Source organism: Rhizobium grahamii, from assembly GCF_009498215.1.
Lineage (GTDB): Bacteria > Pseudomonadota > Alphaproteobacteria > Rhizobiales > Rhizobiaceae > Rhizobium > Rhizobium grahamii_A.
This window is the reverse complement of sequence record NZ_CP043498.1, coordinates 2,339,330-2,357,652: the sequence shown is the minus strand read 5'-3', so window position 1 is coordinate 2,357,652 and position 18,323 is coordinate 2,339,330. Positions and strand designations below refer to the sequence as shown.

The following is an 18,323-nucleotide window of genomic DNA, read 5'->3' as shown; positions in this document are numbered from 1 at the left end:
CTTGCGTGCGCCAAGCCGGCACCTGAGGACACACTGTTCGATAAAGGAGAGGGGCGCGATCGAGGTACGGCGAGGTTTTGCCTGCCGCCGGCGGCGTGGACGTCCAAGTGGTCTTTGAAGGACGTTGACACGCGCCGACTCTGGCGAGTCATGATGCCACTGTCGGCATCAACGGTTTCGGGCCGCTGTAGCACCGGGGTGCTTTCGGCCCGAAACGAAAATCGTTGCTCGGATGAGCTGTCTAGTGACGATACTGCTGGATACGTGTGGTGCGCAGCCCGGCCAGGCCATGGCTGTTGATCGACGACTGCCAGGAGAGAAACTCCTCGACGGTCAGGGTGTAACGTTCGCAGGCTTCTTCCAAGCTCAACAAGCCACCGCGAACAGCCGCGACAACCTCTGCCTTGCGACGGATTACCCAGCGCCGGGTATTCGGCGGTGGAAGATCCGCAATCGTCAGCGGGCTGCCATCGGGGCCGATGACATATTTCACTCGGGGACGTATCATTTCGGTCATTGGACTCTCTACACAACTCAAGACCACGGCAGCCACTCTAGCTTGTCACATTTAAAAATTGCCTAAGCACATCGTAAGACTTTGATAAGAAGTTTAGTTGCTGCTGATGCGAAGCAGTAAAACGGTCCCGGCAACCTCCCGTTACGTAAATTTGTAACAAATGCATGGGAGCCATGCGCATTGCGCGTTGGGCATTTGATCTTCGTCATCTTATAAGCACCGCAACATAGAATGTAAGCGCCAGACCCCGTCTCCGTTCTTATCCTCATGTCCGGAATGACTTCAGGCCATCTGCTCCATCCCGTTATCGGGACTGGAGTCGTCGGCTTTTTCCGGTTTTCGTGAAGGCTGCCACCATACGGCAAGGACATCAGACGACGCCGGCAGCCGTGGGAAGTCTCGATGGGAAAGCAAGTGCGCGCCGTCTCCGACAGCGCCGACGATGCCGTTTTACGCCCCGATATGCCGGCGCGGACCATGCCAAGTGCGCCGGACGAGCGCATGGAAGCAATGGCGAAGTCGGGCGGCTTTCAATATTACTTGCTTGCTGCCTTTCCCCGTGGCGACCGCGCCAGCTTCTCAGCCAACTGTCTTTCAAGCAACTGGCCGGAGGAGCTTCTGTCCTTCTATGACGGGGCCGATCTTTTCTATTATTGTAAGCTTGTGAATAGGATACGGCGATCGATCGTTCCCGTTTTCTGCGATCAGGCGCCGTTCGAAGCAACCGCGGCCAACCAGGAAAACTCGGCGCTTACGGCGCTTTTTCGCGAGCGCGGACTGAAGAGCACATTCGCATTTTCGCTGCATGACGCCGAGCTGCGGCAGTATATTTTCGCCTTTTCAGGCGAGCGGCCGAAGATCGGACGCGAAGAGGCCATGGCGATGGTCTTCCAGAGCATCGAGTTTCTGGAGTTGTTCGCAAAGGATCATCCGACCGAACAGCCTCCCGAAAGTCTCAGCAGCCGTGAAATCGAGTGTCTCCGGTGGTCAGCCGCCGGCAAGAGCAGCGACGAGATCGCGATTATCCTCAACCTCTCGTCGCACACCGTTGTCGGCTATCTGAAGAGCGCGATGCGCAAGCTCGACTCGGTCAATCGCATGCAGGCGATTGCCCGAGCATTCCGCTACCGTCTGCTCTGAAGACAGGTCAGAGCAGCGCAATGGCGAGCTCTGTTTTGGATTCTCCGAATTCGTAGAGCGCTGTGCCGGTATGGCGCAGGGCAAGCCAATCACCTGCCTCGAGCCGCGCAAGAGCCGTTACGGATTGCCGGGCAGGGGAGGCTGATGCCTGACCCTCGAGCGCGGCGAGCACCGTCGCTCCGTTCGCCTCGATGGCGAGGCCATACCCGGACGAGCTCAGCGTGCGGACGTTCAGCGAAAGAATGTAGAGGCCAGCCGAGGGAACGACGAGGCGCTGTCCGTTGCCCGAAGGCACCGCTGCCCCGAGCTGTATGCTCCCCTGAAGAAGGCGAAGGGCGTCGAAGCCCGTCAGGCTGCCTGAGGTGGGTGTTGCCGTGCCTGCAGTTCGCGATGCCGCCGCTGCCGGCCGCTCGGGAGTCTCGACAATTCCAGTGCCGGAGATTCGCAACGCCGTCTTCCAGTTGCTGCCGTCACTGCTGACCTTGATCGAGAAATCGTCATTACCGGCCAATCCCATTTCGGCCCGCCCGGCCCAGGCCGTCTGGAAGAGAATCGTGCCGGTCTCGCCGACCGCAGCCTTGTTGAGTTTCAGCTGATGGCCATATCCTTCATGGCTGAAGAGGCTCGCCGGTGACGAGACCGCCAGCCGATTCGTGTCGTCGGGCGCGGCGTTGATCCCGATCATGGCAACCGATCGGTCGCTTCGGAGCGAAATCGCCTGCCATACAGCGCCGTCGAAGCTGCGCATTTCGCCGGTTTCGCGGAATAGTGCGCACCAACCGCTTTTGGGGGAGAGATAAAGCCAGGCCGCGTCCTGGCGCATCGCAAGTTGGCCGTCTTTTCCAGCCCAAGCTGCGGTGGCGCCAGGCAGAACGAGGTAGCAATCCCCCTCCGCAGGGGTGGCGGGCGGCGCGGTCAGTTGTTGATGCACCGTCAATTGCACGGCGGCGTCGAGGCGCTGCAGGGCCTCGTTATGTGTCACGTGCTTCTGTGCCTGCGAGGGCAGTATGTAGGGCAGGGCAAGGTTGGCTGTCTGGTCCGACATCAAGGCGCTCCGTCTTGGCATCGGTGTTTCCGATGCTGCTTCGTTGCGCTGAATCCTAGAGAGTTAGCGGCGGACGGGGAGCAAGGCGCTGTGGAGCTGTTGATTAACCTTGGTTTTCTCGAAGAATCATGCGCCTGACAGCACCGGCGGACGCCCGCCCCAGGATATGAAGTTGGGGTTGGCGAAATCGCTATCCTCGGTTTGACCGACCTTGCCGTAGGTGAGCGGTGCGCCGTCGAGCGTTACCGTGGTTCCGCCAGCCGCGCGCAGGACTGCATCGCCGGCGGCCGTGTCCCACTCCATCGTGCGTGTGAAGCGCGGGTAAACGTCCGCGCCGCCTTCTGCCAGCAGACAGAATTTCAGCGACGAGCCGATGTTGGTGCAGCGTGAAATGGCATTCTCGGCGAGAAAACGTTCGGTCTGGGGGCTGTTATGCGAACGGCTGGCCAGCGCGGACCGATCCGACGGCTGTGTCCGAACATTGATGAATGCACGCCGCTCGACGCGAAAGGATGCATCGATGAACATCTTCTCGGCGCGATTGCCTTCGCCGGAGAAGGCAAGGCTCAAGGCCGGCGCGTAGACAATGCCCGCAACCGGTGCGCCATCGACGATATAAGCGATGTTGACGGTGAACTCGCCACGCCGGTCGATGAACTCACGTGTACCGTCGAGAGGGTCGACAAGGAAGAAGGCATGGCCAATCGCGGGGACGATCCCCGCGGCAACCGATTCCTCGGCGATGACGGGTATGTCCGGAAAATCTTCGTGCAGGTGGCGAAGAATGATGCGCTCCGCTTCCTCGTCGGCGATCGTGACCGGGCTGTCGTCGGCCTTCTTTGCGCTGGCGCAGCCGCGCGCATAGATTTCCAGGATGGCTTGCCCTGCCTCAAGAGCAGCGCGTTCGAAGGTTTGGAGCATTTCGCTTTGTGTTCGGTATATTGCTATCGATGCAGATATAGGTGATTTCACTTCGGATTGCACGCCGCATCCTTAGCGCACATTCGCGTGCATTCTGTCCGCACGAAGCCTGCGATACCTGCTCTCGTGTCCTTGTAAGCATGCTTCAAAGCGAACCGCAATCTCCGGCAAATGCAATCAAATCCGGCGTTTTCCGGGCAGTGCATGTTAAAAAAATCAACTTATTGAGTTAAAAAAAGTCATTTTCACCAAAAAGGCAAAGAACTTTGGGGCATTGCGATTTTGCGCTTCCCTTTTGGTTTGAAAGCAGTATGAAATCCTTAATCAAGAGCTCAATAAGGGTTCTAATAACAAGAGATGCAGGTTGATCTGACCGGCATCCAGGGGAAATGACATATGGAATATTTTGTCCAGCAGCTCGTCAACGGGCTGACTCTTGGATCCATCTATGGCCTTGTGGCTATCGGCTATACGATGGTTTACGGCATCATCGGCATGATCAACTTCGCCCATGGCGATATTTTCATGATCGGTGGCTTCGCAGCCCTTATCGTTTTCCTCGTTCTCACATCGATTTTCGCCGGTCTGCCGGTCGCGGTTTTGCTTCTCGCAATGCTGCTCATCGCGATGTTGATGACGAGCCTGTGGAACTGGACCATCGAGCGCGTCGCATACCGTCCGCTCCGCGGTTCCTTCCGTCTGGCGCCGCTGATTACGGCGATCGGCATGTCGATTACCCTGTCGAACTTCATTCAGGTCACGCAGGGACCGCGCAACAAGCCGATCCCGCCGCTCGTCAGCACAGTTTACAATATCAGTGGCATCTCGATCTCGTTGAAGCAGATCGTGATCATCATCATCACGGCCGTTCTGCTTACGGTGTTCTGGTACCTCGTCAATCACACCGCGCTCGGCCGCGCCCAGCGCGCAACCGAGCAGGACCGCAAGATGGCGGCTCTTCTCGGGGTTAATGTCGACCAGACGATCTCGGTTACCTTCATCATGGGCGCCGCTCTCGCAGCCGTCGCCGGCACGATGTATCTGATGTATTATGGTGTGGTGAACTTCAACGACGGCTTCGTGCCCGGTGTGAAGGCATTTACCGCAGCCGTTCTCGGTGGGATCGGCTCGCTTCCGGGCGCCGTTCTCGGCGGCCTGATGATCGGCCTGATCGAGTCCCTGTGGTCGGCTTACTTCACCATCGCATACAAGGATGTCGCGACCTTCGCCATCCTCGCTTTCGTGCTGATCTTCAAGCCGACAGGTATCCTGGGCCGGCCGGAAGTCGAGAAGGTTTAACGTCATGGCAAATGTTGGAAACTCCGCTGGCAAGCCCGCACCCGGACTTGTCCAGACGGGTATTAAAGAAGCTATATTCGCAGGCCTGATCTCGTTCGGCATGTTCGTTCTCTATGTCGGCCTCGGCACGCAGCAGAACATCAGCAACGAACTGATCGTCGTTCAGCGCTGGGGCCTTCTGGCGATCTTCGTCGCCATCGCCGCAGTCGGCCGGTTTGCCGTCGTCGTCTTCCTGCGCCCGCATCTCGATGCCCGCAAGCTCGCCAAGGCGCGCAGCGGCGAACTCGATATCTCCGAGAAGAAGGGCTTCTTCCACGCGCACTTCCTGAAGATCGCGCTGGTGGCGCTGCTGCTCTATCCGATGGTCATCGTCGCGCTTGTGGGCGCACAGGGTTCGCTGAAGTGGGTCGATAACTTCGGCATCCAGATCCTGATCTACGTGATGCTGGCCTGGGGTCTGAACATCGTCGTTGGTCTCGCCGGTCTGCTCGACCTCGGTTACGTCGCCTTCTATGCGGTCGGCGCCTATTCCTACGCGCTGTTGTCAAGCTATTTCGGCCTGTCCTTCTGGGTTCTGTTGCCGTTGTCGGGCATTCTCGCCGGTCTCTGGGGCATCATTCTCGGCTTCCCGGTCCTGCGTCTGCGCGGTGACTACCTGGCGATCGTGACGCTGGCATTCGGCGAAATCATCCGCCTCGTGATCATCAACTGGACCGATCTGACAAAGGGCACGTTCGGCATCTCGAGCATCCCGAAGGCAACGCTTTTCGGCATTCCCTTCGATGCCAGCCCGCACGGCTTCGCCAAGCTGTTCCACCTGCCGATCTCGTCGGCCTACTACAAGATCTTCCTGTTCTATCTGATCCTGGCGCTCTGCCTGCTGACGGCTTACGTGACGATCCGCCTGCGCCGCATGCCGATCGGCCGTGCGTGGGAAGCGCTTCGCGAAGACGAGATCGCCTGTCGTTCGCTCGGCATCAACACGGTGACGACCAAGCTCACGGCATTCGCCACGGGTGCAATGTTCGGTGGCTTCGCCGGCTCCTTCTTCGCCGCTCGCCAGGGCTTCGTATCGCCTGAATCCTTCGTGTTCCTGGAATCGGCCGTCATCCTCGCCATCGTCGTTCTTGGCGGCATGGGCTCGTTGACCGGCATCGCGATTGCAGCGATCGTCATGATCGGCGGCACGGAAATGCTGCGCGAGATGGAGTTCCTGAAGCTCATCTTCGGGCCCGACTTCACGCCGGAACTCTACCGCATGCTGCTCTTCGGTCTGGCGATGGTCGTCGTCATGCTCATTAAGCCACGCGGCTTCGTGGGATCGCGTGAGCCGACGGCCTTCCTCAAGGAGCGGAAATCCGTTTCCGGCAGCTTCACCAAGGAGGGCCACGGCTGATGAGCCCTCAGGAAAACACCATGACCAGCGATACCCTGCTCAAGGTCGAGCACCTGTCGATGAAGTTCGGCGGCCTGATGGCGATCAACGACTTCTCGTTCGAAGCCAAGCGCGGCGATATTACCGCGCTGATCGGACCGAACGGCGCCGGCAAGACCACCGTCTTCAACTGCATCACCGGCTTCTACAAGCCGACCATGGGCATGATCACCCTGCAGCAGAAGAGCGGCAAGGAATACCTGCTGGAGCGTCTGCCTGACTTCCGGATCACCCGCGAAGCCAAGGTCGCGCGTACGTTCCAGAACATCCGGCTGTTTTCCGGCCTGACGGTTCTCGAAAACCTTCTGGTCGCGCAGCACAACAAGCTGATGCTGGCATCGGGCTACACCATTCTCGGCCTGCTCGGCATCGGCCGCTACAGCGCGGAAGCCAAGAACGCGATTGAGGTTGCCCGCTACTGGCTGGAGAAGGCTGATCTGATCGATCGCGCCGACGATCCCGCCGGCGACCTGCCATACGGTGCGCAGCGTCGCCTGGAAATCGCGCGCGCCATGTGCACGGGGCCGGAACTCCTCTGCCTGGACGAGCCGGCTGCCGGTCTGAACCCGAAGGAATCGCTGACGCTGAACGCGCTCCTGCGCGGGATCCGTGACGAGGGCACGTCGCTGCTCCTGATCGAACACGACATGTCCGTGGTCATGGAAATTTCCGACCATGTCGTCGTGCTCGAATACGGGCAGAAGATTTCAGACGGCACGCCTGACCATGTGAAGAACGATCCGAAGGTCATCGCGGCCTATCTCGGTGTCGAAGACGAGGAAGTGGAACAAGTGATCGCAGACGTCGAGAACCTCGAAGGAGGTACGCACTGATGACCGGTCAGCCACTTCTCAAGGTCCAGGGTGTCGAAACCTACTACGGCAACATCCGCGCGCTTGCCGGTATCGACGTCGAAGTCAACCAGGGCGAAATCGTCAGCCTGATCGGTGCCAATGGCGCCGGCAAGTCGACACTGATGATGACGATCTGCGGCAGCCCGCAGGCGCGTAGCGGCTCGGTCGTCTTTGAAGGCCGTGACATCACCAGGATGCCGACTCACGAAATCGCCCGCCTGCGCATCGCGCAGTCGCCGGAAGGGCGCCGTATTTTCCCGCGCATGAGCGTGATGGAAAATCTGCAGATGGGCGCCGGCCTCGACAACCTGAAATACTTCAAGGAAGACGTGGAGAAAATCTTTGCGATGTTCCCGCGCCTGAAGGAGCGCCAGACGCAACGCGGCGGCACGCTTTCGGGCGGCGAGCAGCAGATGCTGTCGATCGGCCGCGCGCTGATGGCGCGCCCGAAGCTTTTGCTTCTCGACGAGCCGTCGCTCGGCCTCGCGCCGCTGATCGTCAAGGGCATCTTCGAGGCGATCAAGAAGCTGAACAAGGACGAGGGGCTGACCGTGTTCCTCGTTGAGCAGAACGCATTCGCAGCGCTGAAGCTGTCCGACCGGGCCTATGTCATGGTCAACGGCAAGGTGACGATGTCGGGCTCCGGCCAGGAACTGCTTGCCAATCCCGAGGTTCGCGCCGCCTATCTCGAAGGCGGACGGCATTGAGCATGACGAAGAGGAGACTTTGATATGCAGGGACTTTTCTTTGAAGGCGATACCGGCGTTCGTAGCGTCATCCGCCTCGTCGTCGTGCTGATCGGCTTTTGGACTGCATGGCGTGCCGGTCGCGCCGCGGCCGAAGGCTGGAGCGAATACCCGCTGGTGGTTGCCTATACGCTTCTGCTGGGAGTCGCGATGCAGTTTCTGCATCACGCGCTCTTCGATGGGCCGTTTCTCAGCGCCTTCTACTACGTCATCGACGTAGTGCTTCTTTTGATCTTCTCGACGGCCGGCTACCGCTATCGCCGCACCAACCAGATGGTCAATAACTACTACTGGCTATACGAAAAGACATCCCCCTTCTCCTGGAAGGCAAAACATTGACAGCCGGTTGAAACTAGGGACAGACTGCCCCTTGGAGTGGAACAAGTTTCCTGGCGCGGTAAGGTGGGTACTGCGTTGGGTTCGTGGAACGGAACCCGCTAAAAAAATTGGGAGTAACGGAATGAAAAAGTCTCTCCTGTCGGCTGTAGCTCTGACGGCGATGGTCGCCTTCAGCGGCAACGCTTGGGCCGACATTATCGTGGGCGTCGCTGGTCCGCTGACCGGCCCGAACGCCGCTTTCGGTGCGCAGCTCCAGAAGGGCGCTGAGCAGGCCGCTGCCGACCTCAACGCTGCTGGCGGCATCAACGGCGAGCAGATCAAGGTTGTGCTCGGCGACGACGTCTCCGACCCGAAGCAGGGCATCTCGGTCGCGAACAAGTTCGCAGCTGACGGCGTCAAGTTCGTTATCGGTCACTTCAACTCGGGCGTTTCGATCCCGGCTTCCGAAGTTTACGCTGAAAACGGCATCCTCGAAATCACGCCGGCTGCTACCAACCCGCAGTTCACCGAGCGTGGCCTGTGGAACACGTTCCGTACTTGCGGACGTGACGACCAGCAGGGCGCTATCGCCGGCAAGTATCTTGCCGACCACTTCAAGGACGCCAAGATCGCTGTCGTTCACGACAAGACGCCTTACGGTCAGGGTCTCGCTGACGAAACCAAGAAGGCTCTGAACGCTGCTGGCGTTACGGAAGCTCTCTACGAAGGCATCAACGTTGGCGACAAGGACTTCTCGGCCCTCATCGCCAAGATGAAGGAAGCCGGCGTTTCGATCATCTACTGGGGTGGTCTCCACACCGAAGCTGGCCTGATCATCCGTCAGGCTGCCGACCAGGGCCTCAAGGCTACGCTGGTTTCCGGTGACGGTATCGTCTCGAACGAACTGGCATCGATCGCTGGCGACGCAGTTGCCGGTACGCTGAACACCTTCGGCCCCGATCCGACACTGAACCCGGCCAACAAGGACCTCGTTGCGAAGTTCAAGGCTGCCGGCTTCAACCCGGAAGCTTACACGCTGTACTCCTACTCTGCGATGCAGGCGATCGCCGGCGCTGCCAAGGCAGCTGGTTCGACGGACGCAGAAGCCGTTGCAGCCGCAATGAAGGCAAAGGGCCCGTTCCCGACCGCCCTCGGCGATATCTCCTTCGATGAGAAGGGCGACCCGAAGCTTCCTGGCTACATCATGTACGAGTGGAAGAAGGGCGAAGACGGCAAGTACAGCTACTTCCCGAAGGCTGACTAAGCCATATCGCTACATGCATAGATCGAAGCCCGGCCAACCGCCGGGCTTCTTTTTTGGAAGATGGTGGCTCCTTGGCTTGCGCCTAGCCGTTGCTTATCGCATCGTCCGGCCCTCAACATGCAAGGAGTCGACATGTCTCGTCCGACGATTCTTCTTACCCGGCGCTGGCCGGCTGCCGTCGAGGCGGTGCTCGCCGAACGTTTCGATGCAACGTTCAATGTCGATGATCAGCCCATGACGCCGGAGGCGATCGCCCAGGCACTGCAACGTTACGACGGCGTTTTGCCGACCGTTTCCGACAAGCTGCCGGCCACGGTCTTTGCGGGTGGCGACATCAGGACGAAGATCCTCGGCAACTTCGGTGTCGGCTACAATCATATCGACGTTGCGGCTGCAAAGAGCCAGGGCATCGTCGTTACCAACACGCCTGGCGTTCTGACCGACTGCACCGCCGATATCGCGATGCTGCTGCTTCTGTCGGTTGCGCGTCGCGCCGGGGAGGGCGAGCGACAGATACGGGCCGGCGAATGGCAAGGCTGGTGCCCGACCCACATGATCGGCACGAAGGTAACGGGAAAGACCGTCGGTATCATCGGCTTCGGCCGGATCGGCAAGGCCTTCGCGCGGCGTTGCCATTTCGGTTTCGGCATGGATGTCGTTTTCTATAACCGGTCGCCCGTGGATCCCGCCGAGGCCAGCCGATACGGCGCCCGTCAGCTTCCGACCGTCGAGGACGTGCTTGGCGCTTCCGATTTCGTGTCGCTGCATTGCCCGGGTGGTGCCGAGAATAGGCATCTGATGAACGCCGAGCGCCTTGCCGCCATGAAGCCGGGCGCATTCCTCATCAACACCGCCCGTGGCGACGTGGTCGACGAGGCTGCATTGGCTGCCGCGTTGAAGAATGGGGTCATCCGGGGCGCCGGGTTGGATGTCTATGAGGCCGAGCCGCATGTGCCGGAGACGCTGCGCACGTTGGAGAACGTCGTGCTCCTGCCGCATCTCGGCAGCGCCACGGAAGAAACGCGAACGGCCATGGGCATGAAGGTCGTCGACAACATCACGGCCTTCTTCGACGGCAAGGAACCGCCTGATAGAGTTGCCTGATCCCGTCTATCGCTCCGCGCCGACGGTTCTGCGCTCGCCCGATGGTTTCCGCGGTTTGGCCTCGAGGCCGAAGAGCAGGCGGGCGGGGCCGGGAATGAGATCCACGGCGACGGCGAAAAGAACGGAGAGGACGAAAGTCGCGGCAGCGACGATGACGAAGCTCGGCATTGCCGGAAGGCCGAGTGGCAGCACGTAGTAAAGCGCGCCGACGATCACCGTCTGATGGATGATGTAGAGAGGGAAAACGAGCCTGTTGACGGTGACCAGCCGCACGTCCGGCTGATTGAAGTGACGGGCGGCGAAACCGATCAGGGTCAGGATCATCGACCAGGCGAGCAGGAAGATCGCGGCCTTGAAGAGCGGGGTTTCATTGGCGTAGCTGCCAATTGCCTGTTCGGCCGGAGCAAGCCAGGCGAAGGCGTAGAGAAAAATCGTCACTGCCACCGCGATCGTGGTGCTGACAAAACGCTTCGCGATGATCGGCTCGATCAGGCTGCGATGATTGCGGGCGATCAGAAAGCCGAGGCCGAACCAGCTTGCCCAGACCGCGAACCAGGCGCCGTCATTGTAGAGTGCATTGGTTTCCTTGGGGTAGATCGGCGAAAGCGCGAGGTTCAGCAGCAGCGGCAGCAGGAAGAACAGGTAGATGGCGCCTGATTTCGCGATGTGCTCGAACCAGGCCATGATCCTGTTTCCGGGCCGGCTCAGATAGAGAAAGATCGGGTAGCAGATTACCGACATGACGAGCAGGTAGGCGACGAACCACATGTGCGCCCAGGTGAAATTGCCGGTGGGATAGCGACCCTCGGTGAAATAGCGGGTTAGCCAGAAGGTCAGCAGCGAGCCGTCATAGCCATCCTCGTACATGCGCTCGTACCAGACCTGTGGGACGACGAGCACGGCCATGGCGAAGAGCAGGGGCACGAGGAGCCGGATGGTGCGCTTGCGCAGGAAGGCGAGGCTGGAATCCGAGCGGAATGAGAAGGCCGCGCCCATGCCTGACACGAAGAAGAGCAGGGCCAGCCGCCAGGCGCGCGGGAACTCCATGATGAGCGACAGGGCAGGGCTGGTGCGATCGCTATGGATCAGCCAGCCCATGTCGGTGAAGAAGGCGGCCGAGGAATGATAGAGGATCAGGATCGCGAAGGCGGAAATCCGCAGCCGATCTACATAGTAAAGCCTGTCCTTCATGACCCGCCAGATATCATCTTGATGCCATGCCCACCGAGAGGCACGCCCAATCTACCGCGCGAGGCTTTAAGAATGTCTGTTCGTGCCTGGCAAAGTGCGCGCGCTAGATTTCCATCTCGAAGAGCAACTCGTTGTCCTGCTCGCCGATCAGCTGCCAACCGGCCCTGCGATAGACACGTTCTGCCCGTGTCCCGGGGTCGGTCGTCAGCCATATGCGGGTGAAGCCGGCATCCTTGAGGGTTCCGCACGCCTTGTCGAGCAGCGCGCGCCCGATACCACGGCCGGCAGCCGCGTTATCGACGAACAGAGCCCAGACGTAGCCGTTGCGTGGGTCGGCTGCGGAAAAGCCGCTAATGTCGCCGCCCTCTTGCCATACCCATAATCCGGGGTTGGCAATGAACCACCGGATATCCGCGATCGTCACCTTGGACGGATCGGAGAGCCGATTTTCCTGAACACTGGCCCGGATTTCGACGATACGCGGGATGTCTGCGTCGGTGGCTCTGCGGATCACGGTTGCCTCCAGCCCTTATTGCCTTGGCTATTTTTACCCGAGGAGCAACCTACGTTTCGTGCAGAACATGGGCCGCCTTCACGGCAGCAGAGGCGCGGTTTTCGACGCCAAGCTTCACATAGATCTGCTCAAGATGCTTGTTCACCGTCCTTGCCGACAGTCCGAGAATTTCGCCGATATCCCGGTTCGCCTTGCCCTTGGCGATCCAGAGCAGCACTTCGGATTCGCGGTGGGTGAGCGCGAAACTCTGGCGCAACGTCTCGTCGTCGGGGCGCCGGTTGTTTGCTGTCAGTCGGAAAAGATACTCGTCGGGACCGATCGTACCGAGAAAGGCGAGGCCAAGGACATCCTTGCCTTCGTGAGAAACCGAGATCGAGCTGTCGATCGTGGCGGAAGCGGAGCGCTTCTTCATCCATTCCGCAATCCGGCCAACGACGACATCAAGGCTGTCGTCGCCGCCAAGCGCCGTGTTGATCAGCCTCGTCGCCTGCGGGGTTGACCAGTGGATTTCGCCATCGCCCTTCACGGCGAGCAGGTGACGGCCGGCGGCATCCAGCGCCACGCGGGCGCTTTGCGCCGACCGGGCGTTGCGCAGATGGACGCCGATGCGGGCGCGCAGTTCGTCGATGTTGATCGGCTTGGTGAGGTAGTCGACGCCGCCGGACTCCAGCGCATGCACGACATGCTCTGTTTCCGTCAGTCCGGTCATGAAAATGACAGGGATCTGGCTGATCGCCGGGTTCGCCTTCAGTCTCCGGCAAGTCTCGAAACCGTCCATCGAGGGCATGACGGCGTCGAGAAGGATCAGGTCTGGCGTGATCCGCTCGACGATCCCCAAGGCCGCCGTACCCGAGGTGGCGATCAGCACCGAGAAGCCCGATTGCTCGAGCGCGTCGGTCAGAAACCCCAGCGCTTCCGGTGAGTCATCCACCAGCAGGACGATATCGCGGGGATGTTCAGCCAAGGGTCTCTACCTTTTCATCGAAGCGGTGCAGGAAGTTCGTGGCGCCATCGAGATCGAAGGCACCGACGTAGGAGTGGAGTTCGTCGGTAAATGGCTGATTTGCCTCCGATTTGGCAAGGTCGGCCAGCTTCGCTTCGATGCCCCTGATGTAGCCGATTTCAGCAAGGCGCAGCAGTTCCTGCACGTGCGCGGCGCCCGGGCTGCGCATTTGCCGCTCCGGTTTCGAAACGGGCAGGGCTGTGGGCTCGGCATATGTCCATTTCAGGCCGAGATGCAAAGCAAGCTTGTCGCGCAGGCGGCGGATGTCGACGGGCTTGCCGATCGCGTCATTGTGGCTGTCGTCGCTGTCGCCATGGGCGGCGGCGTCGCCGATGTTGGCCGACAGCATGACGATCGGCGCGGTCTGGCCGGCTTCGCGCAGGCGAGAGACCAGCTGCCAGCCGTTCATCCCCGGCATCAGGATGTCGACGAGGAAGAGATCGGGCTGGATACCTTCGATCAGCGTCAGGCAATCGGTGCCGCTTGCGGCCGTCAGCACCACGAAATCGAGCGGCACCAGGATCTCGCGCATCATCTCGCGGTGATCCTCGTTGTCGTCGACGACGACGATGGTGCGGCGCGGGCCGTCGTAGCTGACGATCTTCTTTTCCTGCGGCGGCGCGGCCATCTCGCGCAGCACGGCCGAGAGCATCAGGCGCACCTTGAAGGTCGAGCCCTTGTCCTTCTCGCTGGTCACGGAGATTTCGCCGCCGAGGGTATTGGTCAGAAGCCGGGTGATCGTTAGGCCAAGGCCGAGGCCGGGCATGGGCCGGATGCTATCGGCCTCGCCGCGCTGGAAGGGCTCGTAGATGCGGCTCAGGTCCTTCTCGGCGATGCCGCGACCGGTATCCGTCACGGTGAAGGTGGCGACCTGGCTGCGATAGGCGACGTCGAAGGTGACGGTACCCTCATCGGTGAACTTGATGGCATTGGAGAGGAGATTGACGAGGATCTGGCGCAGGCGTTTCTCGTCGGTGCGCACGAACTGGGGCAGGGCAGGTGCACGCTGGTGGTTGAAGATCAATCCCTTGGCGAGCGCCTGCGGACGGAACATGTCGACGATCTGGTCGAGGAAATCCTGGATGTTGATCTCGTTGGAATAGACCTGCAGGCGGCCGGCCTCGATCTTGGAGATATCGAGCAGGCCGTCGATCAGGCCGGAGAGGTGTTCGGCCGAGCGGCGGATGACCTTGATCGAGGATTGGCGCGGCGTCGGGATGGTCTCGTCGCGCTCGAGGATCTGGGCGTAGCCGAGCACGGCGTTGAGCGGCGTGCGCAGCTCGTGGCTGAGGCCGACGACATAGCGGCTCTTGGCGCGGTTGGCGGCCTCGGCGGTTTCTTTTGCGGCCTGCAGGGCGGCGTCGGTTTTCTTGTGGGCGGCGATTTCCTTCAGCAGCAGGGTGTTCTGGCGCGAGGATTCTTCCTCGGCGACGACGCGGCTGTCATGGGCCAGCACGTAAAACCAGCAGACGACGCCGGCGATGACGGCGAAGACGAAGAAGACGATCAGGATCGTGCCGTTGACGACCTCGGCGGTCTCCGGCGAGGCCGCGGAGACCTGGTGGGCGATCATGGCGAGGATGGCGCCGACAGCGGTCAGCGCCAGAATGACGGCGATGCCGTAGCGGCCGAGGCGGGTGGTGAGCTTCTGGACGATGGTTTCCGGCAGGACAGCCTTGGCGACATAACCGACCTGCGCGTTCAGATGCGCATTGGGCTTGCACATGTCGTGGCAGCGGCTGTCGAGCGAACAGCAGAGCGAGCAGATCGGCGCGGCATAGGCGGGACACCAGGCCATGTCCTCGGGCTCGAAGGGGTGCTCGCAAACGGAGCAGGTGATGTTCGTCAGGTTCTTCCAGCTCTGGCGCGGCTTGCGGGCGAGGTAGAACTTGCCCTTGGTGGCCCAGGCAATCGCGGGCGAGGCGATGAGGGCGACGATGAGGGTGATGTATGGGGCGAGCGAGGCGGCGACCGTGCCGAAGGCGCCGAAATGGGCGATGAGCGCGATGGTTGCCGACAGCGTCATGGCGCCGAGGCCGACGGGGTTGATGTCGTAGAGATGGGCGCGCTTGAACTCGATGCCGGGAGGGGCAAGGCCGAGCGGCTTGTTGATGAAGAGATCGGCGGAGATGGTGCAGAGCCAGGCCATGGCGATGATCGAGAAGATGCCGAGCGTTTCCTCCAGCAGCCGGTATATGCCGAGCTCCATCAAAAGCAGCGCGATCGCCACGTTGAACACCAGCCAGATGACGCGGCCGGGGTGGCTGTGGGTGAGGCGGGAGAAGAAGTTCGACCATGCCAGCGACCCGGCATAGGCGTTCATCACGTTGATCTTCAGCTGCGAGACCATGACGAAGGCGGCCATCAGCAGAAGGGCGGCGTTGTGCCAGGGGATCATGTAGCCGAAGGCGGTCAGATACATCTGCGCCGGATCGGCGGCGCGGTCGGCGGGAACGCCGGAGGCGAAAGTCAGCACGACGAGGAAGGAACCGGCCAAGAGCTTCGGCGCGCCGATGATGACCCAGCCGGGGCCGGCGAGGAAGACGGCGAGGCGGTGGCGCCACTTGGTCTGCTTTTCCGGAGGCAGGAAGCGCAGGAAGTCGGCCTGTTCGCCGATCTGCGACATCAGCGCCAGGATGACGGCGGAGGCGGCGCCGAACTCGACGAGATCGAAGGGGGCGATGGTGCCGGGCGGCCCCGACGCATGGCGGATGCCGGAGAAGGCGCGCCAGAGGTCGAACTTCTCCCAGTCCATCACGGCGATGAAGAGGAAGGGCAGGATGTTGAGGACGATCCAGAAAGGCTGCGTCAGAAGCTGGAAGCGGCTGATCAGCCGGACGCCGTGGGTGACGAGCGGTATGACCATGACGGCGCTGATGATGTAGCCGATCCAGAGCGGTATGCCCAAGGTCAGCTCCAGCGCGCCGGACATGATCGACGCCTCGATCGCAAACAGCATGAAGGTGAAGCTGGCATAGATCAGCGAGGTGATAGTCGAGCCGATATAGCCGAAGCTCGCACCGCGGGTCAGAAGGTCGATATCGACGCCGTGGCGGATCGCATAACGGCTGATCGGCAGGCCGATGGCGAGCATGGCGATCGAAGCGACGATGATGGCGTAGAAGGCGTTGGTGGTGCCGTAGGAGAGCGTGATGGCGCCGCCGATCGCCTCCAGCGCCAGGAAGGAGATGGCGCCGATCGCGGTTTGCGAGATGCGCTGCGAGGAGAACTGCCGGGCGCTCTTGGCGGTGAAGCGCAGCGCATAGTCTTCCAGCGTCTGGTTGGCGACCCAGCGATTGTATTCGCGCCTGACCGGAATAATGCGTTGCCGCGCTGCCATGCCCGTAATCGGCCCCTTCGTTCCCCTTGTCATGCGTTCGTAACATGGAACAGTGCGGGGCTTAAGAGTGCGGTGCAACGCAAAACTGCACATTTCGCCCCGTCACCTACGTCATATCACGTATACGCTTTCGCAGTGCAGCACCGGATAGTCCCTTAAGCAACAGTTAACTTCCGTTTTCGGCCTGTTGTCTAACAAGAAGAGGGGATCAACCAGATGAATCTCAAGTCCTATATCACGGGCGCCGCACTCGGCGCCGTCATGTCGGCCACGGCCGCATTCCACGGAGCCGTTGCGGCTGACGACACCATCAAGGTCGGCGTTCTGCATTCGCTGTCCGGCACGATGGCGATCTCCGAAACGACGCTGAAAGACGCCATGCTGATGCTCATCGATGAGCAGAACAAGAAGGGTGGCCTTCTCGGCAAGAAGCTCGAAGCCGTGGTCGTCGACCCGGCATCGGATTGGCCGCTGTTTGCCGAAAAGGCACGCGAGCTGATCGAAAAGGACAAGGTCGCGGCTGTCTTCGGTTGCTGGACGTCGTCCTCGCGCAAGTCGGTTCTGCCGGTTTTCGAAGAACTTAACTCCATCCTCTTCTACCCGGTTCAGTATGAAGGCGAAGAGTCCTCGCGCAACATCTTCTACACGGGTGCCGCTCCGAACCAGCAGGCCATCCCGGCTGTCGACTACCTGATGGAGAAGGAAGGCGTTAAGCGCTTCGTTCTCGAAGGCACCGACTATGTCTATCCGCGCACGACGAACAAGATCCTGGAAGCCTATCTCGAGTCCAAGGGCATTCCGAAGGAAGACATCGTCATCAACTACACGCCGTTCGGCTTCTCCGACTGGCAGACGGAAGTGAAGAAGATCAAGGAATTCGGCGCTGCCGGCAAGAAGACTGCCGTGGTCTCCACCATCAACGGTGACGCGAACGTTCCTTTCTACAAGGAACTCGGCAACCAGGGCATCAAGGCAACCGACATCCCGGTCGTCGCCTTCTCGGTCGGCGAAGAAGAGCTTGCCGGTCTCGACACCAAGCCGCTCGTCGGTCACCTCGCTGCCTGGAACTACTTCGAGTCGGTCGAAAGCCCGGCCAACAAGAAGTTCATCAAGCAGTGGCACGACTTCACCAAGAACGACAAGCGCGTGACCAACGACCCGATGGAAGCTGCCTATATCGGCTTCAACGCCTGGGTTAAGGCTGTCCAGGCTGCCGGCACGACCGACACGGACAAGGTTCTCGACACGATCATCGGGACCACGGTTCCGAACTTGTCGGGCGGCTATGCCACCGTCATGCCGAACCACCACATCACCAAGCCGGTTCTGATCGGTGAAATCCAGGCGAACGGCCAGTTCGAAATCGTCCAGCAGACCCCGGCAGTTGTCGGCGACGAATGGTCCGATTTCCTGCCGGACTCCAAGGACCTCATCTCCGATTGGCGCAAGCCCATGAACTGCGGCAACTTCAATGTTGCCACGGGCAAGTGCGGCGGCAAGGGCTCCTGAGTGCTGATCACCCCGTCACTCTGACGCCTGAAGACTTCCGCCCGGTCTCTCCTGTCCGGGCGGAAGGTCCATCTCCGGAGCGCAGCCTTGATGCTTCGGACGGCGCCGGTTCCACATCGGATC

Annotated in this window: 16 protein-coding genes; 9 read left to right on the top strand and 7 right to left on the bottom strand. The window is 60.7% G+C overall.

Annotated features, from left to right (window positions below):
- Positions 1-241: 241 nt before the first annotated feature.
- The gene (locus tag FZ934_RS11440) at positions 242-517 is read right to left on the bottom strand and encodes a DUF1153 domain-containing protein (RefSeq protein WP_007533628.1); all 276 of its coding nucleotides are present in this window, start codon (positions 515-517) and stop codon (positions 242-244) included.
- A gap of 402 nt (positions 518-919) precedes the next feature.
- Here FZ934_RS11440 and FZ934_RS11435 point away from each other — a divergent pair, with 402 nt between their 5' ends.
- Complete coding sequence (locus FZ934_RS11435; RefSeq protein ID WP_153271161.1) at positions 920-1,657, top strand: helix-turn-helix transcriptional regulator; 738 nt, start codon at positions 920-922, stop codon at positions 1,655-1,657.
- Between the two features lie 7 nt (positions 1,658-1,664).
- Here the strand turns inward: FZ934_RS11435 and FZ934_RS11430 are convergent, their stop codons facing one another.
- Together FZ934_RS11430 and cysQ are read right to left on the bottom strand one after the other, a co-directional pair.
- Positions 1,665-2,702, bottom strand: a complete 1,038-nt coding sequence (locus FZ934_RS11430) for a DUF2793 domain-containing protein (protein WP_153271160.1) — start codon at positions 2,700-2,702, stop codon at positions 1,665-1,667.
- 126 nt (positions 2,703-2,828) lie between these two features.
- A complete protein-coding gene (gene cysQ / locus FZ934_RS11425; protein WP_113360474.1) occupies positions 2,829-3,623 on the bottom strand; it encodes a 3'(2'),5'-bisphosphate nucleotidase CysQ in 795 nt (264 codons plus the stop codon).
- A gap of 396 nt (positions 3,624-4,019) precedes the next feature.
- Between cysQ and FZ934_RS11420 the strand changes: the two genes are divergently transcribed.
- The 7 genes from FZ934_RS11420 to FZ934_RS11390 all read left to right on the top strand — a co-directional run bounded on the left by FZ934_RS11420 (position 4,020) and on the right by FZ934_RS11390 (position 10,643).
- Positions 4,020-4,922: a branched-chain amino acid ABC transporter permease gene (locus tag FZ934_RS11420; protein ID WP_113360476.1), complete on the top strand. Its 903-nt coding sequence runs from the start codon at positions 4,020-4,022 to the stop codon at positions 4,920-4,922.
- A 4-nt stretch (positions 4,923-4,926) separates the two neighbouring features.
- Positions 4,927-6,318, top strand: a complete 1,392-nt coding sequence (gene livM, locus FZ934_RS11415) for a high-affinity branched-chain amino acid ABC transporter permease LivM (protein ID WP_113360478.1) — start codon at positions 4,927-4,929, stop codon at positions 6,316-6,318.
- Positions 6,318-7,190, top strand: coding sequence for an ABC transporter ATP-binding protein (locus tag FZ934_RS11410; protein WP_113360480.1), 873 nt, complete (start codon positions 6,318-6,320; stop codon positions 7,188-7,190). Before livM ends, FZ934_RS11410 begins: the two co-directional genes overlap by 1 nt.
- A complete protein-coding gene (locus FZ934_RS11405) occupies positions 7,190-7,918 on the top strand; it encodes an ABC transporter ATP-binding protein (RefSeq protein WP_113360482.1) in 729 nt (242 codons plus the stop codon). The genes FZ934_RS11410 and FZ934_RS11405 overlap by 1 nt, the downstream gene beginning before the upstream one ends.
- Positions 7,919-7,942: 24 nt before the next feature.
- Positions 7,943-8,296, top strand: coding sequence for a DUF6867 family protein (locus tag FZ934_RS11400; protein ID WP_113360484.1), 354 nt, complete (start codon positions 7,943-7,945; stop codon positions 8,294-8,296).
- A gap of 121 nt (positions 8,297-8,417) precedes the next feature.
- Positions 8,418-9,539, top strand: a complete 1,122-nt coding sequence (locus tag FZ934_RS11395; RefSeq protein WP_113360486.1) for a branched-chain amino acid ABC transporter substrate-binding protein — start codon at positions 8,418-8,420, stop codon at positions 9,537-9,539.
- 132 nt (positions 9,540-9,671) lie between these two features.
- Positions 9,672-10,643: a 2-hydroxyacid dehydrogenase gene (locus tag FZ934_RS11390; RefSeq protein WP_153271159.1), complete on the top strand. Its 972-nt coding sequence runs from the start codon at positions 9,672-9,674 to the stop codon at positions 10,641-10,643.
- A 6-nt stretch (positions 10,644-10,649) separates the two neighbouring features.
- On the opposite strand, the gene FZ934_RS11385 is transcribed toward FZ934_RS11390, so the two are convergent.
- The 4 genes from FZ934_RS11385 to FZ934_RS11370 form a co-directional block, all read right to left on the bottom strand.
- Positions 10,650-11,834, bottom strand: coding sequence for an acyltransferase family protein (locus FZ934_RS11385; RefSeq protein ID WP_153271158.1), 1,185 nt, complete (start codon positions 11,832-11,834; stop codon positions 10,650-10,652).
- 103 nt (positions 11,835-11,937) lie between these two features.
- Positions 11,938-12,348, bottom strand: a complete 411-nt coding sequence (locus FZ934_RS11380) for a GNAT family N-acetyltransferase (RefSeq protein ID WP_153271157.1) — start codon at positions 12,346-12,348, stop codon at positions 11,938-11,940.
- A 49-nt stretch (positions 12,349-12,397) separates the two neighbouring features.
- Positions 12,398-13,312: a response regulator transcription factor gene (locus tag FZ934_RS11375; RefSeq protein ID WP_153271156.1), complete on the bottom strand. Its 915-nt coding sequence runs from the start codon at positions 13,310-13,312 to the stop codon at positions 12,398-12,400.
- Positions 13,305-16,691 (bottom strand): hybrid sensor histidine kinase/response regulator, encoded by a 3,387-nt coding sequence (locus tag FZ934_RS11370; protein WP_153271155.1) that lies wholly within the window; start codon positions 16,689-16,691, stop codon positions 13,305-13,307. Before FZ934_RS11370 ends, FZ934_RS11375 begins: the two co-directional genes overlap by 8 nt.
- A gap of 216 nt (positions 16,692-16,907) precedes the next feature.
- On the opposite strand from FZ934_RS11370, the gene urtA reads away from it, so the two are divergent.
- Positions 16,908-18,200, top strand: a complete 1,293-nt coding sequence (urtA, locus tag FZ934_RS11365) for an urea ABC transporter substrate-binding protein (RefSeq protein ID WP_113360496.1) — start codon at positions 16,908-16,910, stop codon at positions 18,198-18,200.
- The last annotated feature ends 123 nt before the right edge of the window (positions 18,201-18,323 follow it).

Coding starts and splice junctions, on each gene's coding strand:
- FZ934_RS11440 (WP_007533628.1), bottom strand. CDS start 517: ATGACCGAAATGATACGTCCCCGAGTGAAATATGTCATCGGCCCCGAT.
- FZ934_RS11435 (WP_153271161.1), top strand. CDS start 920: ATGGGAAAGCAAGTGCGCGCCGTCTCCGACAGCGCCGACGATGCCGTT.
- FZ934_RS11430 (WP_153271160.1), bottom strand. CDS start 2,702: ATGTCGGACCAGACAGCCAACCTTGCCCTGCCCTACATACTGCCCTCG.
- cysQ (WP_113360474.1), bottom strand. CDS start 3,623: ATGCTCCAAACCTTCGAACGCGCTGCTCTTGAGGCAGGGCAAGCCATC.
- FZ934_RS11420 (WP_113360476.1), top strand. CDS start 4,020: ATGGAATATTTTGTCCAGCAGCTCGTCAACGGGCTGACTCTTGGATCC.
- livM (WP_113360478.1), top strand. CDS start 4,927: ATGGCAAATGTTGGAAACTCCGCTGGCAAGCCCGCACCCGGACTTGTC.
- FZ934_RS11410 (WP_113360480.1), top strand. CDS start 6,318: ATGAGCCCTCAGGAAAACACCATGACCAGCGATACCCTGCTCAAGGTC.
- FZ934_RS11405 (WP_113360482.1), top strand. CDS start 7,190: ATGACCGGTCAGCCACTTCTCAAGGTCCAGGGTGTCGAAACCTACTAC.
- FZ934_RS11400 (WP_113360484.1), top strand. CDS start 7,943: ATGCAGGGACTTTTCTTTGAAGGCGATACCGGCGTTCGTAGCGTCATC.
- FZ934_RS11395 (WP_113360486.1), top strand. CDS start 8,418: ATGAAAAAGTCTCTCCTGTCGGCTGTAGCTCTGACGGCGATGGTCGCC.
- FZ934_RS11390 (WP_153271159.1), top strand. CDS start 9,672: ATGTCTCGTCCGACGATTCTTCTTACCCGGCGCTGGCCGGCTGCCGTC.
- FZ934_RS11385 (WP_153271158.1), bottom strand. CDS start 11,834: ATGAAGGACAGGCTTTACTATGTAGATCGGCTGCGGATTTCCGCCTTC.
- FZ934_RS11370 (WP_153271155.1), bottom strand. CDS start 16,691: ATGGCAGCGCGGCAACGCATTATTCCGGTCAGGCGCGAATACAATCGC.
- urtA (WP_113360496.1), top strand. CDS start 16,908: ATGAATCTCAAGTCCTATATCACGGGCGCCGCACTCGGCGCCGTCATG.